The sequence below is a fragment of the Bradyrhizobium sp. 63_E2_N1_3 genome, assembly GCF_052076005.1.
Classification (GTDB): Bacteria; Pseudomonadota; Alphaproteobacteria; order Rhizobiales; family Xanthobacteraceae; genus Bradyrhizobium; species Bradyrhizobium barranii.
Genome location: NZ_CP197235.1, coordinates 2197174 through 2223113, shown reverse-complemented (window position 1 = coordinate 2223113; position 25940 = coordinate 2197174). Strand labels below are relative to the sequence as shown.

The following is a 25940-nucleotide window of genomic DNA, read 5'->3' as shown; positions in this document are numbered from 1 at the left end:
GTCTAGCCTCCCGAGCGGCGGCGCGCTTCCGCCGCCGCGGCCTGCGTGGTCTCGGCATCGGTGCCGAGATAGACCTCGATGACGCGCGGGTCGCCGGCAACCGCGCTCGGCAAGCCTTCCGAGATCTTCTCGCCGTGATCGAGCACCATGACGCGGTCGACGACGCGCATCAGCACGCCCATGATGTGCTCGACCCAGATGATCGTGATGCCGAGCTCGTCGCGGATGTTGCGCAGCATGTCCGCCGCCTGGTCCATCTCGGTCTCGTCGAGACCGCCGAGGCTCTCGTCGGCAAGCAGCAGTTTTGGCGCGGTGGCGAGCGCCTTCGCCAATTCGAGCTTCTTCAGGCCGGCTGCGCCCAGGCCATCGACGCTGGCATGGCGATCGGTCGGCAAGCCCACCATCGCAAGTGACCGCTCGGCCGCCTCCTCCGCCCTGGCACGGCTGTGGCGGCCCTGGCCGTAGAAGCCGGCCAGTGCGACATTCTCGAAGATTGTCAGGCGCCGGAACGGCCGCGGAATCTGGAAGGTGCGGCCGATGCCGCTGTTGATGATCCGGTGCGGCGCAAGGCCTGCGATCTCGGCGCCGCCGAACAGGATCGAGCCGGTTGTCGGCGCCAGCGTGCCGGAGAGCATGTTGAAGATCGTGCTCTTGCCCGAGCCGTTGGGGCCGATCAGGCCGAGGATCTCGCCCTGATCGACCCGAAACGACACGTTGTTGACGGCGGTGAAGCCACCAAACCGCTTCACCAGCCCGCTGACTTCCAGCACCGCCCTGCTCCGCCGCTACTGGTTGCTGTAGGTGGTGCCCTTCGGCAGCGGCAGCACGGCCTCGCGCTGCGCCTGACTCTTGGGCCACACCACAGAGGATTTGTCGTCGATGTACTGGATCACGACCGGGAATGAGCGCTCGTTCTGCCCGGCCATCGGCGTGCCCTCGCCGTAGAACTTGACGCCGAAGCCGAGCATCGTGCCGCCTTCGGGGATGTCGGTGTCGAGCGCGGCCTTGCGCAGCGCGTCGGGATCGACGCCGCCATACTTTTTGATCGCGCGCGGCAGCACATCACTCATGAACACGTAAGTGTTGGACGCGCCGATGCCGACATGCGCCGAGCGGATGGCAACGCCGGGCCTGATCTTGTCGAACTCCTCGCCGACCATCTTGATGACGGGCGGGAGCTTGGGATCCATGGTCTTCTGGTTGGCGAGCCAGATCGAGATCGGGTCGGTGTTGAAGATGTAGGTAGCGTCGACCCCCATCCCCTCTTTCAGCTTCTCGTAGACGCCGTAGCCGGCGCCATGGCCCATCAGCGCGCCGAACTTCAGGCCCTGCTCGCGGGCCTGGCGCAGCAACAGCGTGATGTCAGGGTTGTAGCCGGTGTGGAAGATGACATCGGGCTTGGCACGCTTCAGCTTGGTCACCAGCGCGGAGAGATCGGGCGCCGTCGCCGAATAGCCTTCCTTCATCACGACGTTGAAGCCCGCCTTCTTCGCGCCTGCCTCATTGCCCCTGGAGACGTCGACGCCATAGGCGCCATCCTCGTGGATGATGGCGACGCGCAGGTCCTTCGGCTCCTTGTCGAACTTCGCCTTGGCATTCTGCGCGATGAAATCCATCGTCATCATGCCGAACTGGTCGCCGCTCGCCTGCGGGCGGAACACGTATTTGTAGCCCTTGTCGTTGAACACGGCCGACGAGATGCAGGTCGTCATCCACATGAACTTCTTGAGCTGCTCGACGCGGGCGGCGACCGGCACGCATTGCGCCGAGGAGAAGAAGCCGAGCACCATGTCCACCTTCTCCTGCTCGAGCAGGCGGACGGATTCGTTGATGGCGATGTCGGGCTTGCTCTGCGCGTCGGCGTAGACCGCCTCGATCATGTAGCCCTCGACGCCGGTCTTGGCGAAATGGTCGAGAATAATTTTTGCGCCGATATAGCCGAGCTCAGATCCACCGCCCGCGAGAGGCCCGGTCAGGTCGAAAACAACGCCGATCTTGATCTTCTTCTCTTGAGCCTGGGCCGAAGCCATCAAGCCCGTCGCTGATATCGCGACCAACAGCCCACGTACCAAGCGGGCAGCCATGCGCAGGCGCATTAAAACCTCCCTGGACGATTGTGCATTGCAGTCTTCTTGCTTTTGCTTTTTGGCCCATCACATGGGCTGGGGGCAGCGATGTCAAGCCTCGCGCTTCAGCGCGACGCGAACTGCTGCTCGATAAAGGCCGTGACAAATCGCGGCATGGTCGGCGTGAGATCACTCATCCCGCGCACGAGATGAATGGCCGACAACTCCGGTTCGGCTTCGCGGGCGAGGTTGGCCTCGATCCGGGCCCGGGCCACGTCACCCGGCATGTCCAGGTTGATGATTTGAATCATTGCAATCGACGGACCAGTGACGACACAGTGCCAGTCCGGCTGGGTCCGGTAGTCGGCCGCGGTCAAGCCGGTCTCTTCCCCGAGTTCGCGGATGACACTGCCGGGAATGTCGAGCGCGCCGTCACTGACGTCGTCCAGATCGGGCGTGCCCGAGGGGAAATAGATGCGGCCCGCATTGGCGGTGTGCTGCGCCATCTCGCCCATGATGAAGGCGCCGTCGGAGGCGCGCAGCGCGCCCATGCCAAAACCGTTGAACACGGCCCTGTCGGGAAAGCCCCAGTCGCGCCAGGCAAGGAAGCTCGCGAAATCCGTCTCGAAATAGGTCGCGGCGAGATGGCCGTCCGTGAACACGGCATCGCGCCCGAGCAGGACGCGGCCGTTCCACATCTTCGGCCGCTCGCGCTGCTTCTCGGCGAAATGCGCCGCGATCTCGGCGCGGCGTTCCTCCGCGAACGGCCAGGCGATTGGCCGCACGGCAAGATCAAGCGTCGTGACGCGATGAATGACCAATGACGTCATGACAGCTGATTACAATGCCTTCGCGTCAGTTATTTGGCATTCCCCGTGGTCTTCTTGGCCTGATCGACATACTTGTTGGTAAAGGTCTTGCTGACGTCGATCTTGGCGGCGGCCACCTCGGGCGAGCCGACGCTGAACACCGCGAGCACCGCGTCCGCGCCCTTCGGGTCCATCTTGCCGGTTTCGGAGAACATCGGGATCGTGTTCTTCAGCGCGGCGAGATAAAGCTCCTTGTTCTTGCCGACCATCTCGTCCGGCATCTTCGCCATGATCTCCTCCGGCGAATGCGAATGGATCCAGCCGATCGTGGCCAGCATTGCGTTGGTGAGCGCCTGCGTTTCCTTCTCGTGGCCGTTGATCCAGGCCACGGTCGAGTACAGCGCGCCGCCCGGATATTCGCCGCCGAACGTCTCGAGCGTGTCCTTCTGGGTCCGGGTGTCGCTGAGGATGAGCAGATCCTTGTGGCTGCCTTGGAGCACGGTGACGGAGGGATCGAGCATCACGGCGGCGTCAATCTGCCCCTGCTCCATCGCGGCCACGGCGGTGGCGCCGAGGCCGACGCCGATCACGGCGGTGCCGGCGGGATCGAGCCCGTTCTTCTTGAGCAAATATTTGAGGAAGAAGTCGGTCGAGGAGCCGGGCGCGCTGACGCCGACCTTCTTGCCGGCGAGATCCTTGATCGACTTGATTTCGTTCGTGTGCGACGGCGAGACCACCAGCACGAGGCCGGGATAACGGTCATAGACCACGAAGGCTTGAAGCTCCTGCTTCTTGGCGGCGAGGTTGACGCAATGGTCGAAATAGCCGGAGACCACGTCGGCGCTGCCGCCGAGCACGGCCTTCAGCGCGTCCGAGCCGCCCTTGAGGTCCACGAGCTCGACATTGAGGCCCGCCTTCTCGTATTCGCCGAGCTGCTTTGCCAGCACCGTCGGCAGATAGCACAGGCAGGCGCCGCCGCCGATCGCGATGGTGACCTTGCTTTGCGCCGCGGCAAGACCGGTGGTGAGCGTGAGCGCGAGCAGCGCGCCGGCGAGCCTGGCAATCGTGTTCTTCATTGGTTTCCTCCGTTCGGCCGGCGGCACCATAGAGCAGCGGGACTGGCTTGAGAAGCACCGCTTAAGTGGCACTGGCCATTGGCCTTTCGGCGCAATAACATGCTCAGACAAGAACAATTCTTGATGGGGAGGATCATCCATGAATCGCCTTGCAATCGGGCTGTCGATCGCCGCCGCCTTTGCCGCCGGATGCGGCGCAAACCAACTGCTCCGGCCGGCGCTGGCCGCGGAGAACGTCACCGCGCAGATCATCCATACCGGCGAGATGGAAGGCGACGCGCTCGGGCCCGCCAACAATGTCGGCTACCGTTCCAAGATGTTTGCCAGCGCCGACGGCGCCACCATCTCGATCCAGGTCGGCAATGTGCCCAAGCACATGCATCCCAACACCAACGAGATCCAGTACATCCTGGACGGGACCGGGACGATCTGGCTCGGCGACAAGGAGGTGACGGTGAAACCCGGCGACCTCGTCATCATCCCCAAGGGAACGCCGCATGGCGGCACCAAGCCGATCAGCGGTCAAGTCAAGGCCATCGCGATCAAGACGCCTCCGCAGGCGCCCGATGACACCAAGCTGCTGGATTAGGCTCCCCGCAACTCGGGCCGGTTGAACGTTCGGGCTCGCACTGCCGTGCGGGCCCATTTCGTCGGTTTCGAGGCTAGATCGGGCGCGTCTGCTTCCGGATCTCGTTCGCGATCGGCTTGAGGGTGTCTCCCGGAAGCTGGCCGACGAGCGTGTAACCCATGCCGCCATCTGCCCACACGAAGCCCGCGACATCGCCGGTCGATTGCGGCATCATCGGCGTATCCAGGTTGCGGTTGCTCATCGGACGCGTCAGCACGACAAGCCGGTCGCCGCGATCGTCATCGTACATGAACATCGCGGCCGGGCCGTGCGACGTCGCAACCAGGCGACCGCCCATCAACCGATAACCTGAGCCGGAGAGGTCCGGCACCTTGACCGGCTGTTTCAGCCGATTCGATACCCATCGCGTGAGCTCGGCACTGTCGGACGCCCTTATCTCGACCGGCCGCACGCGGTCCGGTGCGTAAACGCCATACGAATAGGCCGCCTCCTGTGCCAGCGCAGACAGTCCGTTCGAGCCCTCCTGCAAGACGCCGCGCATGGTCCATCCGCCGAGACCGCCGATGCCGAGAAGCAACATCGCAGCGATCGCCCACCACGCCCGCATGGGAGACCGCCTCCGGCTTTCGATGATGTGCGACAGATTCAGCTCGGCCGGCAACGGCTCGTCGGCGATCGACGCAAATGCCCCGCGCAGCTGCTCGCGCTGGGTGGCGAAGGCCGCAACGCGCGTGGCGACATCCTGATGATCGTCCAGATAGGATGCGACCTCCGCGCGCCGCTCAGGCTCGAGCGCCTGGTCGACATAGGCGTGGAGATCATCCTCGGTGATCGGCCGGCGGTTCATTTCACGCCCCGCAATGCCACGACGTTCCCTGGAGCCACGCCCTCCATCTCCTGCAATAGCCTCTCCCGCGCGCGCGACAGGCGTGACATCACGGTCCCGACCGGGATCTTCAGCACTCCCGCGGCGTCCGCGTAGGATAGATCCTCAACCGCAACAAGCAACAACACGGCACGCTGCTCTTCCGGCAGTCTCGCAAGCTTTTTCAGGACATCCTGATAGATCAGCCTGTGCTCCTGCGCGGCGGCACTGACAAGCTCACGCTCGCCTGCATCGTCGATCGGCATATGCCTGCCCCGCGCCGTCGCCTGACGGAATTGCGTGACCGCCAGATTGTGGAGGATGCTGAACAGCCAGGCGCGCACGCTGCCGTCGCGCCGCTGATGCCAATGGCTGACGGCACGCTCCAGGCAATCCTGAACCAGATCATCGGCAGCCACGCGATCGCGCAAAAGCGCGCGCGCGTAGCGGCGGAGCGCGGGGATAAGCGGCTCGACCTGAACCAGCATGTCCTTCACGAGCCGCTCCACCTGCCCTTTGCCGACGTCGGACGGCGCGTCATCGCGCCTCGATCTGGACCGCCTCACCAGGCATGGCCGCGTCACCGGCCGCAATCACCAGGTACCGCCTTGCTTCAGCGGCGGACTGGTCGACGATCTGCCGGATCGGACCGGCCACATTGACGATGGCAGATCCAGCCGGATTGGTCATGAACGCCGCCAACGGCTGCAACGGGCCACTGCCGTCGCCATGCTCCGCCAGGGCAAGCACATATTTCTGCTTGGGCTGAAGTCCCGTCACCGAAGCCTGCAAGATCTGAATCAGGCCCTGATCGAACAGCGACACGCTGGTCGGCGCCGTGCCGTCCTTCGCACCGTCCTTCGACGCAAGCGTGAGATGAGCGACTTGGCCGGCAACGCCGAGGGCCTGCAAATTCTGGCGGTCATCAGGGTTAGGCGCAGCATTTGGAACATACGCGATTGCCTGCGGCGCCTGGCCGATCGGAACGTTCCCGACCACCTTATTGGTCGCCGTGTCGATGGCCGCGAGTGCGTCCGCGTTCTCCAGCCCCACATAGATGCGCGTGCCATCGCCGGACGGCCAGACGCCGTGCGGCAGATTGCCGACCGGGATCGTCGCGACCTGCGAGAAATCGTCGGTGCGGAACACTTTTACTTCGTTCAGGCCACCGATGGTGACGTAGGCGAACGTGCCCTTGGCGGTGTGCGCGAAATTGACGTGGTTGGTGATCGGCCCGGTATCGATCGTCTTGATCGCGTTGAACGGTGGCCTGGCGTTGAACACCTGTGTCCGGCCGACGTCCTTCAGCGTGAACCACACCTGGTTTCCATCCGGCGTCGCCGCGATGTTCGGGCAGAATGGGCTCTCCTGCTTCACCGTGGCGATGATCTTGTGCTCGGCCACCGAGACGACGTCGGTCTCGGGATTGAACGACGAGCAGATGTAGCCGTATTTGCCGTCGGGTGAGAAAATCTGCATGCCCGGCCCGTTCGGGGTCGTGATGCGAGTCTTCTCCTTGAAGCTGATCGGATCGATGACGGAGACGTAGTTCTCGCCGCGAACGGTGACCCACACTTCCTTGCCGTCCGGCGTGAAGAACGCCTCGTGCGGCGATCGTCCGACGTAAGTGATATGCTTGACCGCGTTGGTCGCGGTGTCGATGAAGCTCACCGAATTGGAACCGATCGACACCACGGCGAGCGTCTTGTGATCGGGCGAAAAGCCCATACCGTGCACGAGCACCTGCCCCTTGTAGAGCGGGCTGAAATTGCCTGGCTGCGGGTCGCCCAGCCGGATCACGCCAAGCAGCTTGTTATCGACGGGATCGGTGACCGAGACCGTATTCGAGAACTGCTCTGCGGCGTACACACGGTCGTGGTGGCTGATCGGAATATCGGGGCCGGACAGCGCGCCCGGCGCCTGCCCGCCCTCGCGACCGAACCCGTCGCAAGCATCGTGGCCGCCAGGAAAATGCTCTTCATCATGGTGCTTCGTGACGTGGTCATCTGCGACTCCTACTTCTTCATTCCCGTGGACATATCCATCTGCATGCCCGGATGATGATGGACGGTTGTGTTGGGAGCGGAGGGCGGTTGGGTCGGGGCGGGCGTGGTGTCTGTCGCCGGCTCGCCGATCGCGAGCTTCATGGCCGCGATCTCCTGCATCTGGTCGACGATGATTTCCTGGGCGATGCGCCGCAGCTGCTCGTTCTTGCCATAGCGCAATTCGATGACCGCCATCTCGATCGCGCCCTGATGATGCGGACTCATCATTGCGACGAAGTCGCGATCGATGTCGCCGGTCGGCTTGGCCGCCATGTCGTTCATCATCTTGGTCATCGCCGCTTCGTTTTCTTCCAAAAACGCACGCTCCTCCGTGCTCACCGCGGCCGGCGGGGCGGCCGGATGGGATTCATGCGCGAACACGAGCAGCGGGAGTGCGGACGCGACCAGAATTGGCGCGGCAAGGAACGCCGTACCGAGGCCGGGCCTGGGCCATCGGCATCTGCCTGCGAACACCGCTACGGCGCGGCGGAACTGTGAGGGGGGCATCCTGAACTCCCATGCAGGTGGTTGCATGGGGGTATGACGTATGGCCGGGCGTTCTATTCCGGGCGGTCAATCACATAAACGTCAGCAGCCAAACGAGGCGGACTACCCCCGCCCGTCCACGGTCGGGCGCCAGACCAGCAGCCTGCGCTCAACCAGCGTCACCCCGAAGTCGATCAGGATGACGAAGGCCGACAACACGAACATGCCGGCGAACACACCGGCGACGTCGAAGATGCCTTCGGCCTGCTGGATCAGATAGCCGAGCCCCGCCGCCGATCCCAGATATTCGCCGACGACTGCGCCGACCACGGCGAAGCCGACCGAGGTGTGCAGCGAGGAGAACATCCACGACAGCGCCGACGGCCAATAGACATGCTGCATCAGCTGCCGCTCGCTCATGCCGAGCATGCGGCCATTGTCGAGCACGGTGCGGCTGACCTCCTTGACGCCCTGATAGACGTTGAAGAACACGATGAAGAACACCAGAGTCACGCCGAGCGCGACCTTGGACCAGATGCCGAGGCCCAGCCACAGCGCGAAGATCGGCGCAAGCACGACGCGGGGCAGCGCGTTGACCATCTTGACGTAAGGATCGAACACCGCGGCAACCAGCGGCTGGCGCGCGAACCAGAAGCCGACCAGCACGCCGCCGAGCGATCCGATCACGAACGCCAGAATCGATTCCGTCAACGTGATGCCGAGATGCTTCCAGATCACGCCGGACGAGAACCATTTGACGATCTGGCTGAACACGTCGACCGGGTTGGAGAAGAAGAACGGTGGCAACAGGATTTTTCCGAACACCGGCACGGTCGCAAAGAGCTGCCACAGTGCAAGGCAGACAACGGCGACCAGGACTTGCAGCGCAAGCAGCGTCACGCGCGACATCAGATCGCCTCCGCCGCTTGAGTCGATTGCGCGTAGCCCTTCATCACCTCGTCCTTGAGCACGCTCCAGATCTCGCGGTGGAGCGCATGGAACTCCTTGTCCAGCCGCACCTCGAAAATATCGCGCGGGCGCGGCAAGCTCACGCGCCAGTCGCCGATGATGCGCGAGGACGGCCCCGCCGACATGATCACGACGCGGTCGGCGAGCGCGATCGCCTCTTCGAGATCATGGGTCACGAACAGCACGGCCTTGCGGTCGGCATTCCAGAGGTCGAGCAGCAGATTGCCCATCACCTGGCGGGTCTGCGCATCGAGCGGCCCGAACGGCTCGTCCATCAGGAGTATCTTTGGGTCGCGGATCAGCACCTGTGCCAGCGCCACGCGCTTGCGCTGGCCGCCCGAGAGCATGTGCGGATAACGGTTGGCGAAGGCGCCGAGGCCGACGGAAGTCAGCCATTTTTGCGCGCGTTGCAGCGCCTCGGCGCGGGGCGTGCCCGCGATCTCGAGCCCGATCGCAACATTGTCGAGCGCGGTCTTCCAGGGGAACAGCGCATCGGCCTGGAACAGGTAGCCGGCGTCCCGGTTCAGCCCCGCAAGCGGCCGGTCGAAAATCTTGATGCTGCCGGCGGCGGGCTTGAGCAGGCCGGCCGCGACGTTGAGCAGGGTCGATTTCCCGCAGCCGGTCGGCCCGACGATGGCGACGAACTCGCCCTGCGCGACCGAAAGATGGGCCTTCTCCACCGCCGTATAGACCCGGTCGTCCCCCAGCCGGAACGCGACTTTGGCGTCTTCCAGCGCCACTGCCGTGGGCGTCGTCATGTGTTCCCTCCGAACTTGGCCCGATGCCTTAGCCGCTCGCGCGGCCAAGTTCAATCGAGCCGCCAAGCGTGCTACGCATGGGGTCCGTCGCCTCCTTCACCCTCCCCTGGAGGGGGAGGGTCGGTGCGCATGAAGCGAAGCGGAATGCGGACCGGGGTGGGGTGACGGTCCCTCCACGTCCAACACCGCCCGTGTTGAGAGATCACCCCACCCCGCCCGCGCTTCGCGCGAGCGACCCTCCCCCTCCAGGGGAGGGTAAGGAAGAGTGAGCCGCGTCGAATGCCTTCCAAACCTGCCATCAGCTATTCCCACGTCAGCAAGAACTTCGGCTCACTCAAGGCCGTCGACGATGTGTCGCTCGATATCGCCGAGGGCGAATTTCTGGCCATCGTCGGCGGCTCCGGCTCCGGCAAGACCACGCTGCTGCGGCTCGCCAACCGGCTGATCGAGGCCGATGCCGGCACGATCACGGTCGAGGGCGAGGATGTGCAGACCGTCGATCCTGTCTCGCTGCGGCGCCGGATCGGCTACGTCTTCCAGAGCGGCGGGCTGTTTCCGCATCTGAGCGTCGCCGACAATATCGGAATCACGCCAAGGCTGCTGGGCGCACCGGCAGCGGACATCACCGCGCGGGTCGACGAGCTGCTCGAGCTCGTGCAACTCGACCGTCGCGCGCATCGCGATCGCCTGCCCGAGGCGCTCTCCGGCGGCCAGCGCCAGCGCGTGGGGGTGGCTCGGGCGCTCGCGGCACGGCCCCGCATCGTGCTGATGGACGAGCCGTTCGGCGCGCTCGATCCCCTCACCCGCGATGCGCTCGGCGAGGATTTTCGCGAACTGCATCGCAAGCTCGGCCTGACCACCGTCATGATCACCCATGACATGACGGAGGCGATCCTGCTCGCCGACCGCATCGCGGTGATGCGCGGCGGACAACTGCTGGCGCAGGGCACGCCCGCGGACCTCTCGACGAGCGGCGACGCCTATGTGCTGGAGCTGCTGCGCACGCCGCGACGCCAGGTCGAGCGGCTGAACGCGCTACTGCCGCCGAGCGGTGCGGCATGAGCCTGTTCGCCGATCCGCGCTGGGGCGAGGCGCTGTCGCATCTCCCCGACTATCTCGGCAACCATGTTCGGGTCAGCCTCGCCGCGCTCGCGCTCGGCCTCGCCGTCAGCCTGCCGCTGGCGATCCTGACCCGCAACCGCCCGGCGCCGCGCGCTATCCTGCTCGCGCTCGCAAGCATCGTGCAGACGGTGCCCGGCTTGGCGCTGCTCGCGCTGTTCTATCCGCTGCTGCTGCTGGCCGCGTCCTTGACACTCGCCTGGTTCGGAATCTCCTTCTCCGCTTTCGGCTTCCTGCCGGCGATGCTGGCGCTCGCGCTCTATTCGATGCTGCCGGTGCTGCGCAACGGCATCACAGGCCTCAACGGCATCGATCCTGCGCTGATCGAAGCCGCCAAAGGCGTCGGCATGACCGCGCGGCAGTCGCTCGTCATGGTCGAGTTGCCGCTGGCGCTGCCGGTGATGATGGCCGGCATCCGCACCGCGGCGGTGTGGGTGATCGGCACCGCGACCCTGTCGACGCCGATCGGGCAGACCAGCCTCGGCAACTACATTTTTGCCGGGCTTCAGACCCAGAACTGGGTGTTCGTGCTGTTCGGCTGCTTTGCCTCGGCCCTGCTCGCGCTCGCCGTCGATCAGCTGCTCGGCCTGATCGAGAGCGGCTTGCGCCACCGCAGCCGCCTGCCTGCCGCGCTCGGCGGCATCGGGATCGCGGCGCTGGTCCTCGCAACGCTGGTGCCGACGATGGGACGCTCGTCGCAGAGCTATGTCGTCGGGGCCAAGACATTCGCCGAGCAATATGTGCTGTCGGCCCTGCTGAGGGACCGCCTCCAGGCCGCCGGTCTCCCCGCGACCGCGCGGTCGGGTCTCGGCTCCAGCGTGATCTTCGAGGCGCTCAAGGCCGGCGACATCGATCTCTATGTCGATTATTCCGGCACGCTGTGGGCCAACCAGCTGCACCGCACGGACATCAAGCCGCGCGCGGAGTTGTTGGCGGAGCTCAAGACGGCGCTCGCAAAGGACCATATCACCCTGCTCGGCGAGCTCGGCTTCGAGAACGCCTATGCGCTGGTGATGCCGAAGAAGCGCGCCGAGGCGCTCGGCATCCGCACCATCGCCGATCTCGCCGCACATGCACCGGCGCTGTCCATCGCCGGCGACTACGAATTCTTCTCGCGCCCCGAATGGGCGGCGCTGCAAAAATCCTATGGCCTCTCGTTCCGCGCCCAGCGCCAGATGCAGCCGGATTTCATGTATGCGGCCGTCGCCAGCGGCGAGGTCGACGTGATCGCCGGCTACACCAGCGACGGGCTGATCGCGAAATACGATCTGGTCGTGCTGGACGATCCCAGGCACGCGATCCCGCCCTACGACGCGATCCTGCTGCTGGCGCCGAAGCGCGCCGGCGATGAGCGACTACAGGCCGCGCTCGAGCCGCTGCTCGGCAAGATCGACATCGCCACGATGCGAGAGGCCAATTTGCGCGCCAGCGGCAACGACGCGAATTCATCGCCGGATGCGGTGGCGAAGTGGCTTTGGGAGAAGGTGGGCAAGCGGTAGGCCGACTACAGCCCCCGGATGATCCCGGCATTGATCAGCAGCCGGTTCAACCGCCGCGCCTCGGCGCCGTCCTTGCAGCCGTAGAAGATGCCTTTGCAGCGGAGCATGATCTGCTTCTGCTCGGCGAAGGAGGGATCGAGCGGAATGCCGGCGGCTTCCTGAATCACCAGCGGGAGATAAGGGCCGTCGACCGTGTCCATCACGGCCTCGCTCTTCACCGGCTCGAAATTGATGGCGTCGATCGCGTAATAGGTCGCGTAGAGACGCGGATCGTAGGCGTCGAGCTTCTTGCCGAGCGCGCCCTCGTCGAGCCCGGGCTCGAGGAGGTTCGGCGCAAACTCGGGCTGGTGGTCGCCGTAGCGCACGATCAGGAAGGGCTCGCCGGGAAAATTCTTCTTCAGCCCCGCGACAAACGCTCTGTACTGCTCGGCGCTCATCGCTTGCCGGCGCAGATATTCGTCGATGGACGCCACATTATTGCCCGGCGCGCGCCAGTTCGGCAGCAGGTCGGGGCGGAAACGCGTCTCCCAGGGGAAATGATTGGCGCCGAGATAGATGAAGGTGAACAGCGGCTTGTTCGGCGGCTGCTGGCCCATCAGTTGGAGCGCCTTGTCGTAGAAGAAGGAGTCCGGCTCGACGTCCTTGGCGCCGAGATCCTTCGAGTCGAGGAAGCGTTCGACGCCGGTCGTCACCTGAAAGCTGCGCGCGCCCATGAAGCCGCCATAGGCGGGATAGAGCGATAGCGTGTCATAGCCGCAGCGGCGCAGCGCCAGCGGCAGGCCGCGCTCGACGCGGTTTGAGGCGATGCGCGTCACGAAATAGGCGAAGCGGCCGAACGAGCGCGAGGAGAGACCAGCGAGCACGTTGTATTCGGTGAACCAGCTCGGCCCGCCATTGCTCTCGGCCAGGAACGTGCGCTGCTTGCCGTCAAAGGACTTGAAATGATCGCCATAGCGCGGCGGCACCTTGATGCCCTGGGCGGCGCGAATGTCGAAGCTCGATTCATCATGGACCATGATGATGTTCGGCCGCCGTCCCGCGGGGTGGCAGGCATCGACCAGCGGCATGTTGAGCCGTTCGCTGGTCGAGGTCGCCGACTCCATGAAGCCGTATTGCGCGAAATCGGAGACCGCGCTGACGCCGGAGCGGAAGAATTTCGAGAGATAGCCGTCGTCGTAATAGCCGCGCCAGGCCTCGTCCGGATGATAGAGCGAATAGCCGACCAGTGCGGCAAGACAGGCGAGCGTGGACGCGAACGCCGGCAGGCGGCGGATGCGAAACGGATCGAGCCACCACAGCGCATACATCAGCGGCAGCGTGACGAGGCCGGCCCCGATCACCGACCAGCGCAGGTTCGGGAAGATCGTGAACAGGAACGCCACGGTGTCGCGGTCGATCATCATCAGGTCGATGAAGTTGACCGTCATCTGCACGACGTCGTGCTTGAGACGCGACAGCAGCACCAGCACGACGACCATGGTCAGCGACAGCGCGCCCGACAATGCCGGCCGCCGCAAGAGCGTGATCCAGAAGAAATTGAGGATGCCCCAGGCGAGCACGAACGAAAGCCGCGAACCCAAATCGGTCTCGGTCTCGTACATGAGCGCGAGGGCGGCAAGATGCGGCGCGGCAACCGCAAGCAGGCGCCAGATGCCGAGCGCGGCAACGCTCGCCAGCACGGCGGTGGTGGCAGAAGGACCTGGATTCGGCGCGGACGCCATCGACGGCACGCAACTTCTGGTCCGGCGCGATGAATACCCAGCCGTCGGGCCGGCCTGCGGCGTTCGGCGCAGCCGGAAGCCTGCACCGTGTCATAAAACTGTAATTGAATGGTCACGGACAAGCAACGCGTGTCGCGGTCCGACCTTCGCTTAATGTTAGCAGGCGGCGAACAGCCGCACGGCCAACTCCATCCCCTCACCCTGAGGAGCCTGCGAAGCAGGCGTCTCGAAGGGCGAGGCCCGAGTGGGCCTGCATGGTTCGAGACGGCGCTACGCGCCTCGTCGCCATGAGGGTCAGTCAGTTCAGGAGCCGCGGCCCGACTTCGCGATCCCCGCGATGAAGAGGTCGATCACCCCTTCCGCCATCCGCTCGGTCTCGCCCTCCTCCACCCCCCAGCGCGGAAAGTGGCCGTCGAGGTTCATCCGGGCAAAGCCATAGACCAGGGCGCGGCCGGCGATCTGGATGCGCTTGAGGTCGGCCGACCGCAGCAGGCCCTGCTCCGCCGCGTCTGCCAGCATCCGTTCGGTCAGAGCGATCAGCTCGGCATTGTCGCGTGTCAGCTCCACGGAGCTGCCATGGGCGAAGTAGCGCCCCGTGGAGATGATCTCGAAATGCGCGGGATTGCGCATCGCCCAGCGCAGGTAGGCGAGCCCGAAGGCGCGGAAGCGGCCGAGCGGGTCGGTGGCCGGCGCCTGGCCCAGCGCCACCTCGATCTCGGCACGAAAGCGCCGCTGCGCCTCCCCGGCCACCGCCGCCATCAGCGCGTCGCGGTTGGGGAAGTGCCGGAACGGCGCCCCCGGCGAAACCGCGGCCCGGCGTGCGGCCTCGCGCACCGAGACTTCGGCACCCTCCGCCGCCAGTTGCAACGCAGCATCGATCAGCACGCGGCGGAGGTCGCCGTGATGATACGGCCGGGCTTCCGGCGTTTGGCGGCGGGTGCGCGGCTTGGACGGCTGTCGGGCGGGCATGGTGCTTCCTAGCATCACCCGAACGTGAATGTAAGCACCGATTACACCGTTGACGATTTCGCCAGCCTGAAATGTAATCGATGCTTACATTAGGGAGGAGACCGCCATGTCACAACGTCAAAACTGGTTTGAGGGCTGGCGGCTGCTCGCCGTTCTCACCCTGAGCCTGATCGCGCTCAGCCTGTGGATCGCGTCGATGCGGCAGTTCGAGGTCGAGGGCGTGCGGATGGTGATCCGTTTCACGGCGCGAAGCTCGCTGCTGCTATTCTGCCTTGCCTTCAGTGCAGCGGCGCTCGCCCGGCTGTGGCCGAACGCCTGGACCCGCTGGCAGCGCCGCAACCGCCGCGATCTGGGCCTGAGCTTTGCGGCCTCCCACGCCATCCACGCAGTTGCGATCGTTGCCTTCGCCAAAATGGACCCGGCCGGCTTTGTGGAGGCCACCTCGGCCGCCTCCTACATCTTCGGCGGCATCGGCTATGCGTTCATCATCGCCATGAGCGCGACCTCGTTCGACCGCACCGCCGCGCTGCTCGGACCGCAGGCCTGGCGCGTGCTGCACCTCGTGGGCGGCTATTACCTCTGGTTCCAGTTCATGGTGTCGTTCGGCAAGCGCGTGCCGGCGATGCCGCTCTATGCCGCCTTCCTCATTCCGCTGCTCGCCGTGATGGCGCTGCGCCTGATCGCGATGGCCGCCCACCCCCGCCGACGGACGGCCGAAGCGAGCTGAACGTCGATCAGCCCTGCGGCAGGAACCCGAGGCGCTTGGCGATGATGCGATCGACCGTCCGTTTCGGCAACAATGCGCCGATCAGATGGCGCAGCGGGTCCGGCGTGATCTGGTAACGCACCTTGGGGCTTGCGGCGGTCAGCGCCTCGAACACGATTTCGGCGATCCGCTCGGCCGGCAGACCCTTCGCACCGAGGTCCATCATGAACGCCATGACCTTGTTCAGCGCCGGCAGATAGGGCGAGTTCTGATAGACGGAGAGATCGATCTCTTCGGCCTTGCTCCAGATCGGCGTCTTCACTGCGCCCGGGGCGACGATGATGACGTCGATCCCGAACAGCATCAGCTCGCGCCGCAGGCTCTCCGACAGGCCTTCGATGGCATGCTTGGAGGTGCAGTAAGGCGCCGACAGCGGATTGCCGTTCTTGCCGGCGACCGAGCTGATCATCACGATCCGCCCCTTCGGCCCCTTCAGCGATGGGTCCGCGCCGAGCAGCGGCCCAAAGGCTTGCGTCGCGATGACCGGGCCGATGACGTTGATGTCCATCTGGCGGCGGAAATCGTCGACCGACAATTCCAGGACCGGCCCCGCGACCGCAATGCCGGCATTGTTGACGAGCCCCGCCAGCGTCTCGCCAGCCAGCGCTTCGCGAACTTGGCGCGCAGCGGCGAGCACGGCGGCCTCGTCGGTAACGTCGAACAGGAGCGGCGTGAAGTTCGCGCCGAACTCACCCCTGAGCCGGTCGGCGTCGGCCTGCTTGCGGACGCTGCCGAAGACGCGGTAGCCGCGCCCGATCAGAAATTTCGCAATGGCCCAGCCGATGCCGGTGGACGCGCCGGTGACGACGACAGATCGCATAGACCCCTCCCCCTCAAGTTCCCGCGATCATGGAGAGAAGGATGTGTCAGCGCAATGCCACCCAACGCTCAAAGGGACGTCGCGGGTGTCGATTCTTAAGATGAAGCGGCGCGCGAGCTTCGCGCCATGAGATTGATTGCGCCCTGAAGATGCAGATGAAGATCCGAATCCTCGATCTTGAAGACGCTGGGCTTTTGGCGATCGCGAGCTTCTGGAGAAGTTATGAAAACGACGCGAGACCAAGAATGTGGTTTAAGCGTCAGTTCTTCGCGCTCAGAGGGCATGTCAGCTCGCGAAGAATTTGAATGAAGCCGCAATGCTTCGCGCGAGATGAAAGGAGCGAGACCGCCGTTCGCGACCTCGCTCCGATGTAGTCGAGAAGGTTTAAAATTTGGTTTGGCGAGCGAAGCTTGTGTTTCGCTCGTCATTCCGGGGCGCGACGAAGTCGCGAACCCGGAATGACGGCGCAGCCGTCAGTTCTTGCTCTTGTCGACCAGCGCGCCCTTCTTGATCCAGGGCATCATGTCGCGAAGTTTCGCGCCGACTTCCTCGATCGGGTGCGCGGCGAGCTTGGCGCGGGTCGCCTTGAACGAGGTCTGGTTGACCTTGTTCTCGAGCATCCAGTCGCGGGCGAACTTGCCGCCCTGGATGTCGGCGAGAACGCGCTTCATCTCGGCCTTGGTCTCCGCCGTGACGATGCGAGGACCGGTGACGTACTCGCCATACTCCGCGGTGTTGGAGATCGAGTAGTTCATGTTGGCGATGCCACCTTCATAGATCAGGTCGACGATCAGCTTCACTTCGTGCAGGCACTCGAAATAGGCCATCTCCGGGGCGTAACCGGCTTCGACCAGGGTCTCGTAGCCGGCCTTGATCAGCTCGACCAGGCCGCCGCAGAGCACGACCTGCTCGCCGAACAGGTCGGTCTCGCACTCTTCCTTGAAGGTGGTCTCGATGATGCCGGCACGACCGCCGCCGACGGCGGAGGCGTAGGAGAGGCCGAGGTCATGGGCGTTGCCCGAGACGTCCTTGGCGATCGCGATCAGGCAGGGCACGCCGCCGCCGCGCTGATATTCCGAACGCACCGTGTGGCCGGGGCCCTTCGGCGCGATCATGAGCACGTCGAGGTCGGCGCGCGGGTCGAGCAGGTTGAAGTGGACGTTGAGGCCGTGCGCGAACACGAGGGCGGCGCCCTTCTTCATGTTGTCGTGCAGGTGCTCGCGATAAATGTCGCCCTGGAGCTCGTCCGGGGTCAGCATCATGACGAGGTCGGCCCATTTGGCGGCGTCGGCGACTTCCATCACCTTGAAGCCGGCGGCTTCCGCCTTCTTGACCGAGCCCGAGTCCTTGCGCAGCGCAATGGCGACTTCCTTGACGCCGGAGTCCTTGAGGTTGAGCGCATGGGCGTGGCCCTGGCTGCCATAGCCGACGATGGCGACCTTCTTGCCCTTGATCAGGTTCAGGTCGGCGTCGCGATCGTAATAAACACGCATAGTCGTTTCCTCGTTCAGGGCCAGAATCGGCCAAAGGTCAGTGTCCGAAGGGTGAAATTTGCGGATTTCGGGGGCTGTCTAGAGCATTTTCAGCCCCTAGGGAAACCCGTTTCTGCATGGAAATCCGCGACATCATGCATCCATGAAAACGGGGTAGAGGGAGGCGAGCAGCAGGAGCGCCATCACGATATTGAAGGCGCGGATCAGCCGCTCCGAGGTCAGTACCGGTCGTAGTGCAGTGCCGAACAGGGCCCAGACCACCGTCGAGACCGTGCCGACGAGCAGGCTGATCAGGGTCTGGATCGCGATGTTCAGGGGGAATTGGGCGATGGCCGCATAGGCGGTGATGGTGCCGATCACGATCACCCAGCCCTTGGCGTTGATCCACTGGAACATCGCCGCGCCCCAGAAGGTCATCGGGCCACGGCCGTCCTCCTCGTCCGGCTTGGCCGGCCCCGAGAAGGCGATCACCGCGGCGAGGTAGATCAAGTAGGCGGCGCCGGCATATTTCAGGATGGTCTGGAGGATCGGATAGGCCAGAAACACCGTGCCGAGCCCGAGGCCGACGGCGCCGACCATGAAGGCGAAGCCGATCGTGATGCCGGCGATATGCGGGATGGTGCGGCGGAAGCCGTAAGTCAGTCCCGACGACAGCAGCATGATGTTGTTCGGCCCCGGCGTGAAGAACATCACGAGGGCGAAGATGATGAAGGCATAGAGCAGCGACTGGGACATGCTCACCTCACGCGGTCTTCGGCAGCGGCTGCGGGCGCCTCGCCAGCACCATCACCGCGATGCCGCCGATGACCGTCAGCATCCCGGCCAGCCGCAACGGGCCGAACTTCTCGCCAAACACGAGGCTGGAAGCGGCCGAGCCGACGAACGGCACCAGCAGCGCGAACGGCACCACTTGAGCGGCTGGATAATCACGCAGCAGCCGGCCCCACAGCCAATAGGCGATGCTGGTCGAGATGGCGCCGATCGCCAGCAGGCAGACGAGGCCAGTCGGCGACATATGGATCAGCGACTGGAAGGTCGGCGCCGGCCCGTTGACGACCAGCGCCAGCGCGAACAGCGGCACGGCGGCGGTCAGGCAGAGCCAGGCGAACAGGTCGAACATCGGCGCGCCACGGGCGCCGCGCAGCAGGAGATTGCCGACGGCAAAGCAAATCGGGGCGATCATCAGCACCGCGAAGGCACCAACGCTGAAATCGTAACCGACGGTACCGCAGATCAAGAGCAGTCCGACTGCGGCGACGACGATGCCAAGGGTCTGCACCGGCGTCGGCCGCTCGCCGAATGCGATCGCGGCAAAGCCGATGGTGAACAACGCCTGGCTCTGCACGACGACGCTGGTCAACCCCACCGGAACACCGTGGGCGATGCCATAGGCCTGGCTCAGGAACTGGCCGAGGAACAGCGTGAAGCTGATCGCGATCAGCAGCGACCAGGCGATCTTCGGCTTGGGAATGAACAGGCACGGCACCGCGGCAATGGTGAAGCGCATCGCCGTCATCAGCTCCGGCGAAAGTTCGTCGAGCGCGATCCGGCTCGCCACGAAGGCAAGCCCCCAGATGACCGCCACCAGAATGGCGATGAGGATATCGGCCGGCTTCATTGTTGTTCTCGGTTCTGCTTTGTCGTGCAGCCCTGTTTGTTGTTCTGTTCTAGCCTTGCTCGCCGGCTTTCGCTTTCCGCAGCAGATAAGTGCCGTGCATGGGCGCGTGGTAGTCGACCGAGACCAGCGTGAAGCCGACATCGGTCAGCATCCGCTCCATCACCCAGCCGAAGGTGGAATATTCGTCGCGCATGTGCGTGACGACGCTTTCGCGCGAAAAATCGTGGTTCTTGATATGGAAGTCGGCCCATTGCTCGACGTCGCGCTCGATGGCGTCGGGCATCGAGGCGTAGACGATGTCGCGCAGATAGAAGCTCGCGCCCGGCTTCAATGCACGGTAGATCCGCGACATCGCCACCGCCTTCCAGAAATCCGGCAGATGGTGCAGCGTGAACTCGCTGACGATCAGGTCGTAGGATTCCGGGCGGTAGGCGAAGCTGAGCAAGCCGGCGGACTGCGTGCGCACGGGCGCCTTACGGTCGCGAGCGTAGATCTCGGCGAGCGCCAGCATCGCCGGCGAGATATCGATGGCGTCCACCTCGGCACCCATCAGCGCCGCTTCGGTCGCGAGCACGCCGTTGCCACAGCCGATATCCGCGATGCGCCAGCCGCGCTGCACCCCGAGCATTTTCAGCGCGGCGCGCGCCCGCAGATCGGCATCGTCATGGGCGTCGTAGATCGAGGCCACTGCGGGCTCGATCCCCATCCGGTTGCGCTCGTTGTAGTACCAGTCGCGCGCCAGCATGGCTCACATCCCCTCAGGCCCGCGGCCAATCGCGGCAACGCCGGTGCGCGACACCTCGACAAGGCCGAGCGGGCGCATCAGGTCGATAAACTGGTTGATCTTGTCCGTATTGCCTGTGATCTCGAACACAAAGCTCTCGGTGGTGGCGTCGATCACGCGGGCGCGGAACGCATCCGCCAGCCGCAGCGCCTCGACACGATGCTCGCCCTGCCCGCGCACCTTCACCATCGCAAGCTCGCGCTCGATCGAGCGCTTGGTCAGGGTCATGTCGACGACGCGATAGACCGGGATCATGCGGTCGAGCTGGTGCTTGATCTGCTCGATCACCATCGGCGTTCCCGTGGTGACGATGGTGATGCGCGACAGATGCTTCTGGCTCTCGGTCTCCGAGACGGTGAGACTCTCGATGTTGTAGCCGCGCCCGGAGAACAGGCCGATGACGCGCGCGAGCACGCCCGGCTCGTTCTGGACGAGCACCGAGAGCGTATGCGTCTCGTTGGGATCGTGGCGGTCCTCGATGAAATAGGCGGATGCCGGCTGGTTCATGGTCGTCCCCTCTTGTCTCTCCGTCACGCCATCGCTGGCGCCTCTGCCCCGACCCAACTGCGGAACAGATCGAAATCGATATTGCCGCCGGACAGCACGAGACCGATGCGCTTGCCTGACAGCTTGTTCTTTTCCTGAAGCGCCGCGGCGAGCGAGGCTGCGCCGGCGCCTTCGGCGAGATTGTGCGTGTCGGTCCAGTAGGCGCGGATCGCGGCGGCGACCTCGTCGTCGGAAACCTGCACGATGCGCGCGGCACCCTTGCGGATCAGCGCGAACGCGTCTGCGTCGGGAATGCGCGTTGCCATGCCGTCGGCCAGCGTGTTGCTGGTCTTCGTCGTCACGACCTTGCCGGCCGCGAACGACAGCGCGTAGGACGGCGCTTCGGTCGACTGCACGCCGACGATCTCGGTCTTCAGGCCGAGCAGGTCACGCGCCATGATGCAGCCGGAGATGCCAGAGCCCTGCCCGATCGGCACATAGAGAACATCGAGATCCGGCGCCGTCCGGAACAGTTCGAGCGCATAGGTGGCGACGCCGAGCACGAGATCCGGATGGAACGACGGCACCATGTGCAGGCCGGTAAACTGGGCGCGCCGCTGCGCCTCTTCGGCGGCCGCCTGAAAGTCCTCGCCATGCTCGACGAGCTCGGCGCCAAACGCTTTCATCGCCCGGTTCTTCTCGACCGAGTTGCCGCGCGGCACGTAAATCACTGCCGGCACGCCGTGACGGCTCGCGGCAAAGGCCAGGCTCTGGCCATGATTGCCGCGCGTCGCCGAGATGATGCCGGGTGTGTTCGGCCGCTCGCGCTTCAGCCGTTCGAGATAGACGAGACCGCCGCGCACCTTGAAGGCGCCGATCGGCGTGTGGTTCTCGTGCTTGACGATGACCTGCGTCCCGAGGCGCCCGGCGAGCAACGGCCAGCCGCGTGCCGGCGTCGCCGGCACCGCCTGCCCCACGATCGCATGTGCGCGCTCGAGCTCCGTCAGGTCGAACATGACGTCACACCAGCGCCTTGCCGCCGGCAAACGCCTTTGCCGTGGCCTCGTCGTTCGCCTGCTCGGGCAACAGCATCTCGTTGTGCGCCTTGCCGGAGGGGATCATCGGGAAGCAGTTTTCGAGCGCCGCGACGCGGCAGTCGAACAGCACCGGACGCTTGACCGAGATCATCTCCTGGATGGCGCCGTCGAGATCAGAGGGCTTGTGCACCTGGATGCCGACGCCGCCATAGGCTTCCGCGAGCTTGACGAAATCCGGCAACGCCTCCGAATAGGAATGCGACAACCGGTTGCCGTGCAGCAGCTGCTGCCATTGCCGCACCATGCCCATGTACTGGTTGTTCAGGATGAAGATCTTGATCGGCAATTCGTACTGAACCGCCGTCGACATCTCCTGCATCGTCATCTGCACCGAGGCGTCGCCCGCGATGTCGATGACGAGGCTGTCGGGATGGGCAACCTGCACGCCGACCGCGGCCGGCAGGCCGTAGCCCATGGTGCCGAGACCGCCCGACGTCATCCAGCGATGCGGCTCCTCGAAGCCGAAGAACTGCGCCGCCCACATCTGGTGCTGGCCGACTTCCGTCGTGATGTAAGTGTCCTTGCCGCGCGTCGCCTCGAACAGGCTCTGGATCGCGTGTTGCGGCAGGATCACGTCGTTGCTCTTCTTGTAATAGAGCGAGTTGCGGGCGCGCCACTGCGCGATCTGCTGCCACCAGGCCTTGATGTCGGGCTTCTTCGCTTCCGCCTTGAACACCTGGAGGATATCGCCGAGGATGTTGCCGCAGTCGCCGATGATCGGCACGTCGACACGGATGTTCTTGTTGATCGAGGACGGATCGATGTCGATGTGGATCTTCTTCGAGCCGGGCGAGAACGCGTCGACGCGGCCGGTGATGCGGTCGTCGAAGCGCGCGCCGACGCACAGCATGACGTCGCAATCATGCATGGTCATGTTGGCTTCATAGGTGCCGTGCATGCCGAGCATGCCGAGCCAGTTCTTGCCCGACGCCGGATAGGCACCCAGGCCCATCAGCGTGGAGGTGATCGGGAAGCCGGTGACCTCGACCAGTTCGCGCAGGAGCTTGGTCGCCTCGGGGCCGGAATTGATCACGCCGCCACCGCTGTAGATCACAGGGCGCTTGGCGTTGGCGAGCAGCGACACGGCCTTGCGGATCTGCGTCGCGTCGCCCTTCACGCGCGGCGCGTAGGAGCGGTGCACGTCCGACTTGCGCGGCGGATGATAGGTGCCGGTCGCGAACTGCACGTCCTTGGGCACGTCGACGAGCACCGGGCCGGGACGGCCGGAGGTCGCGACATAGAAGGCCTCGTGCAGCACCTTGGCGAGATCGTTGACGTCGCGCACCAGCCAATTGTGCTTGGTGCAGGGCCGCGTGATGCCGACGGTGTCGCACTCCTGGAACGCGTCGTTGCCGATCAGATGCGTCGGCACCTGGCCGGAGATGCAGACCAGCGGGATCGAGTCCATCAGCGCGTCGGTCAGCGGGGTCACCATGTTGGTGGCACCGGGTCCGGAGGTCACCAGCGCAACGCCCGGCTTGCCGGTCGAGCGCGCATAGCCCTCGGCGGCGTGGCCCGCGCCCTGCTCGTGGCGGACCAGGATGTGCTGGACCTCGCTCTGCTGGAAGATCTCGTCATAGATCGGAAGCACGGCGCCGCCGGGATAGCCGAAAATGTCGGTCACGCCATGATCGATGAGCGCACGGACGATCATCGCGGCGCCGGTCATCTGGTTCGGATCGTGGCTCTTGTCGCTCATTGTCTTGCTCCGGATGCGCTGTTGTCAGCGGCTTCGTTCGTGTCGGGTTCGGGAAATAAAAAAGGCCCCGAAGAGGGCCCATGCACACCGCCTGTCTTGTGGATGGCAGCTAGCCACCCCCGGCGGTGTGCCTGGGTACGACGGCGATAAGGAGTTTGGTAATAATGTTACGCATGGCAGGTGCCCGGCTTCCCAAAGGTTGCGCGAAACATAACGGTCAAAGCCCGGATGTCAAGGCAATGCGACCGTTCCCGCGCGATTTTGGCAATGTAGCGGTGTTCCCAGGGTTCGGCGAGAGGTAAATTCGGGAACCCGGGTACAAAAGCGCGTCAGCCGGGGTCGCGGGCCGCATTCACGATGGCGGCAAGCCTCCCCCTCGCCTCCTCCGGCTTCACCCATTCGAACTCGGGCAGTTGATGCCGGAACCAGGTGAATTGCCGCTTGGCGTAGTGGCGGGTGTCGGCACGACCGATCGTGGCGGCATCGTCCAGGCCGATCTCACCGCGCAGATGCCGGATCAGCGCCGGCACGCCATGGGCTTTCATCGCCGGCAGCAGCGGATCGAGATGTCTGGCGGCGAGCCACTCCACCTCCCTCAACGCGCCGGCACCGAGCATGGCATCGAAACGGGCATCGATGCGGGCATAGAGCTCGTCGCGCTCGGGGGCGAGAAACACCGCGCGAAAACTGTCCTTGGGCAGCAGCGGCGGCTGGCCTTCATGGTGCCAGTCGAGCAGCGAACGGCCCGTTGCTTCGACCACTTCGAGCGCGCGCGCGATCCGGGTGCGGTCGCGCAGGTTCAATCGTTCCGCGGCGCGCGGATCACGGCGTGCAAGTTCCGCATGCAGCGCCTCGACGCCGTTCCGCTCCAGCCGCGCGCGCACGTCGTCGCGGACTTCGGCGGGGATCGGCGGCACCACCGAGAGGCCCGCCGTCAGCGCCTTGAAATAAAGGCCCGTGCCGCCGATGAAGATCGGCAGGCGGCCTGCGGCTTTCGCCTCTTCCAGCGCCTTCGTCGCGTCGACCACCCATGCGCCGGCCGAGAAATTCACGGCCGCATCGACGTGGCCGTAGAGACGGTGCGGCGCGCGTCCTTCCTCGCCATGTGTGGGGCGCGCGGTGATGATGCGGAGGTCACGATAGACCTGCATGGAATCGGCATTGATGACGATTCCGCCCGTACTCAGGGCAAGCTCGAGCGCCAGCGCCGACTTGCCGCTGGCGGTCGGGCCTGCGATAAGCACGGCCTTGCCAACATGTCTTCTGCTGACTTGTCCCTCGCTCACGAAAACCTCAAATGTCCCTCGTCGCCACGCTGATCTGCAATCCCGACAATCCCGCGCTCGACAGCACCATCGTCGACGGCGCCCGCGCCGTGCTGCCCCAGGCGCAACCTGCGCACTGGCTGTTCGACGGGGTTGCGGTCGACATTCCCTTCGGCGCGCAGGATAACCTCCAAGGCGACCGTCACGCCATCGAACAGCGGTTGCGCGAGCTTCGCGGCGACCTTCCCATCGACATCGTGGTGCAGCCAGTCGGCTTCCGGCGCAAGAAGCTTTTTCTCGCCGACATGGATTCCACCATGATCGGCCAGGAATGCATCGACGAGCTCGCCGATCTCGTCGGGATGAAGGCCCACGTGGCGGCCATCACGGAACGCGCGATGCGCGGCGAGATCGAGTTCGAGCCGGCGCTGCGCGAGCGCGTCGCGCTGCTGAAGGACCTTCCCGCCAGCGTGGTCGACGAGGTGCTGGCCAAGCGCATCACGTTGACGCCGGGCGGCCGCGAACTGGTCGCGACCATGCGCGCCCACGGCGCCTATGCCTGTCTCGTCTCCGGCGGCTTCACGCTGTTCACGCGCGCGGTCGCCGCAAAAATCGGCTTCCAGGAGAACCGCGCCAACGAGCTCGTCGTCCGCGACGGCAAGTTCACCGGCGAGGTCAAGGAGCCGATTTTGGGCCGCGCGGCAAAACTCGCGACGCTGGTGGACCTGATGGAGTCGTTCGATCTCGACGACATCGACTCGGTCGTGGTCGGCGATGGCGCCAACGATCTCGCGATGATCCAGGCGGCGGGACTGGGCGTGGCGTATCACGCCAAGCCAGCGGTCGCGGCTGCGGCTGCCGCGCGGATCGACCATGGCGATCTCACCGCGCTGCTCTATGCTCAGGGGTATCGGCGGGACGAGTTCGTGGAGGCTTAGCCT

At 64.8% G+C, this 25940-nt stretch carries 25 protein-coding genes and 1 pseudogene; 5 read left to right on the top strand and 21 right to left on the bottom strand.

What is annotated here, in order from left to right:
• Window positions 1–2 precede the first annotated feature (2 nt).
• From AB7531_RS10410 to AB7531_RS10395, 4 genes are all read right to left on the bottom strand, one after another.
• Window positions 3–770 (bottom strand): ABC transporter ATP-binding protein, encoded by a 768-nt coding sequence (locus AB7531_RS10410; RefSeq protein WP_063981642.1) that lies wholly within the window; start codon window positions 768–770, stop codon window positions 3–5.
• A 15-nt stretch (window positions 771–785) separates the two neighbouring features.
• On the bottom strand, window positions 786–2096 hold the full coding sequence (locus AB7531_RS10405) for an ABC transporter substrate-binding protein (protein WP_063981641.1): 1311 nt from the start codon (window positions 2094–2096) through the stop codon (window positions 786–788).
• Between the two features lie 95 nt (window positions 2097–2191).
• On the bottom strand, window positions 2192–2896 hold the full coding sequence (locus tag AB7531_RS10400; RefSeq protein WP_063981640.1) for a hypothetical protein: 705 nt from the start codon (window positions 2894–2896) through the stop codon (window positions 2192–2194).
• A gap of 29 nt (window positions 2897–2925) precedes the next feature.
• A complete protein-coding gene (locus AB7531_RS10395; RefSeq protein ID WP_063981639.1) occupies window positions 2926–3951 on the bottom strand; it encodes an ABC transporter substrate-binding protein in 1026 nt (341 codons plus the stop codon).
• Window positions 3952–4090: 139 nt separating this feature from the next.
• On the opposite strand from AB7531_RS10395, the gene AB7531_RS10390 reads away from it, so the two are divergent.
• Window positions 4091–4540: a cupin domain-containing protein gene (locus AB7531_RS10390; protein ID WP_015684397.1), complete on the top strand. Its 450-nt coding sequence runs from the start codon at window positions 4091–4093 to the stop codon at window positions 4538–4540.
• A gap of 73 nt (window positions 4541–4613) precedes the next feature.
• Here AB7531_RS10390 and AB7531_RS10385 read toward each other — a convergent pair whose 3' ends face one another.
• From AB7531_RS10385 to AB7531_RS10360, 6 genes and pseudogenes are all read right to left on the bottom strand, one after another.
• Window positions 4614–5387 (bottom strand): anti-sigma factor family protein, encoded by a 774-nt coding sequence (locus tag AB7531_RS10385; RefSeq protein WP_063981638.1) that lies wholly within the window; start codon window positions 5385–5387, stop codon window positions 4614–4616.
• Complete coding sequence (locus AB7531_RS10380) at window positions 5384–5893, bottom strand: sigma-70 family RNA polymerase sigma factor (RefSeq protein ID WP_210387729.1); 510 nt, start codon at window positions 5891–5893, stop codon at window positions 5384–5386. The genes AB7531_RS10385 and AB7531_RS10380 overlap by 4 nt, the downstream gene beginning before the upstream one ends.
• A 49-nt stretch (window positions 5894–5942) precedes the next feature.
• Window positions 5943–7411 (bottom strand): annotated as a pseudogene (locus AB7531_RS10375) (YncE family protein).
• A 9-nt stretch (window positions 7412–7420) separates the two neighbouring features.
• A complete protein-coding gene (locus tag AB7531_RS10370; protein ID WP_063981636.1) occupies window positions 7421–7957 on the bottom strand; it encodes a DUF305 domain-containing protein in 537 nt (178 codons plus the stop codon).
• A 102-nt stretch (window positions 7958–8059) separates the two neighbouring features.
• Window positions 8060–8845, bottom strand: coding sequence for an ABC transporter permease (locus AB7531_RS10365; protein WP_063981635.1), 786 nt, complete (start codon window positions 8843–8845; stop codon window positions 8060–8062).
• Window positions 8845–9663 carry an ABC transporter ATP-binding protein gene (locus AB7531_RS10360; protein ID WP_014493075.1) on the bottom strand — a complete coding sequence of 273 codons (819 nt, stop codon included), beginning with the start codon at window positions 9661–9663 and terminating at the stop codon, window positions 8845–8847. Before AB7531_RS10360 ends, AB7531_RS10365 begins: the two co-directional genes overlap by 1 nt.
• Window positions 9664–9942: 279 nt before the next feature.
• Between AB7531_RS10360 and AB7531_RS10355 the strand changes: the two genes are divergently transcribed.
• Complete coding sequence (locus tag AB7531_RS10355) at window positions 9943–10725, top strand: ATP-binding cassette domain-containing protein (RefSeq protein ID WP_063981634.1); 783 nt, start codon at window positions 9943–9945, stop codon at window positions 10723–10725.
• Window positions 10722–12281, top strand: a complete 1560-nt coding sequence (locus AB7531_RS10350; protein ID WP_063981633.1) for a glycine betaine ABC transporter substrate-binding protein — start codon at window positions 10722–10724, stop codon at window positions 12279–12281. The genes AB7531_RS10355 and AB7531_RS10350 overlap by 4 nt, the downstream gene beginning before the upstream one ends.
• 5 nt (window positions 12282–12286) lie before the next feature.
• Here the strand turns inward: AB7531_RS10350 and AB7531_RS10345 are convergent, their stop codons facing one another.
• Window positions 12287–14002, bottom strand: coding sequence for a sulfatase-like hydrolase/transferase (locus tag AB7531_RS10345; RefSeq protein WP_063981632.1), 1716 nt, complete (start codon window positions 14000–14002; stop codon window positions 12287–12289).
• Between the two features lie 303 nt (window positions 14003–14305).
• Window positions 14306–14971, bottom strand: coding sequence for a TetR/AcrR family transcriptional regulator (locus AB7531_RS10340; protein WP_063981631.1), 666 nt, complete (start codon window positions 14969–14971; stop codon window positions 14306–14308).
• Window positions 14972–15077: 106 nt separating this feature from the next.
• On the opposite strand from AB7531_RS10340, the gene AB7531_RS10335 reads away from it, so the two are divergent.
• Window positions 15078–15698, top strand: a complete 621-nt coding sequence (locus tag AB7531_RS10335; RefSeq protein WP_063981630.1) for a hypothetical protein — start codon at window positions 15078–15080, stop codon at window positions 15696–15698.
• Between the two features lie 7 nt (window positions 15699–15705).
• Here the strand turns inward: AB7531_RS10335 and AB7531_RS10330 are convergent, their stop codons facing one another.
• The 9 genes from AB7531_RS10330 to miaA form a co-directional block, all read right to left on the bottom strand.
• Window positions 15706–16557 (bottom strand): SDR family oxidoreductase, encoded by an 852-nt coding sequence (locus tag AB7531_RS10330; RefSeq protein ID WP_063981629.1) that lies wholly within the window; start codon window positions 16555–16557, stop codon window positions 15706–15708.
• A gap of 473 nt (window positions 16558–17030) precedes the next feature.
• Window positions 17031–18050 carry a ketol-acid reductoisomerase gene (ilvC, locus tag AB7531_RS10325; protein ID WP_063981628.1) on the bottom strand — a complete coding sequence of 340 codons (1020 nt, stop codon included), beginning with the start codon at window positions 18048–18050 and terminating at the stop codon, window positions 17031–17033.
• A 132-nt stretch (window positions 18051–18182) separates the two neighbouring features.
• Window positions 18183–18785: a LysE family translocator gene (locus AB7531_RS10320; protein ID WP_063986153.1), complete on the bottom strand. Its 603-nt coding sequence runs from the start codon at window positions 18783–18785 to the stop codon at window positions 18183–18185.
• Between the two features lie 7 nt (window positions 18786–18792).
• Entirely contained in the window at window positions 18793–19668 is an 876-nt protein-coding gene (locus AB7531_RS10315; RefSeq protein ID WP_063981627.1) for an EamA family transporter, read from the bottom strand.
• A 49-nt stretch (window positions 19669–19717) separates the two neighbouring features.
• Window positions 19718–20413, bottom strand: coding sequence for a class I SAM-dependent methyltransferase (locus tag AB7531_RS10310; RefSeq protein ID WP_063981626.1), 696 nt, complete (start codon window positions 20411–20413; stop codon window positions 19718–19720).
• Between the two features lie 3 nt (window positions 20414–20416).
• Window positions 20417–20959: an acetolactate synthase small subunit gene (ilvN, locus tag AB7531_RS10305; RefSeq protein ID WP_014493064.1), complete on the bottom strand. Its 543-nt coding sequence runs from the start codon at window positions 20957–20959 to the stop codon at window positions 20417–20419.
• A gap of 23 nt (window positions 20960–20982) precedes the next feature.
• The gene (locus tag AB7531_RS10300; RefSeq protein ID WP_063981625.1) at window positions 20983–21954 is read right to left on the bottom strand and encodes a threonine dehydratase; all 972 of its coding nucleotides are present in this window, start codon (window positions 21952–21954) and stop codon (window positions 20983–20985) included.
• A gap of 4 nt (window positions 21955–21958) precedes the next feature.
• Window positions 21959–23734, bottom strand: coding sequence for an acetolactate synthase 3 large subunit (locus AB7531_RS10295; protein ID WP_063981624.1), 1776 nt, complete (start codon window positions 23732–23734; stop codon window positions 21959–21961).
• Window positions 23735–24063: 329 nt separating this feature from the next.
• A complete protein-coding gene (gene miaA / locus AB7531_RS10290; protein ID WP_441279941.1) occupies window positions 24064–25020 on the bottom strand; it encodes a tRNA (adenosine(37)-N6)-dimethylallyltransferase MiaA in 957 nt (318 codons plus the stop codon).
• 11 nt (window positions 25021–25031) lie between these two features.
• On the opposite strand from miaA, the gene serB reads away from it, so the two are divergent.
• Complete coding sequence (gene serB / locus AB7531_RS10285) at window positions 25032–25937, top strand: phosphoserine phosphatase SerB (protein WP_063981622.1); 906 nt, start codon at window positions 25032–25034, stop codon at window positions 25935–25937.
• The last annotated feature ends 3 nt before the right edge of the window (window positions 25938–25940 follow it).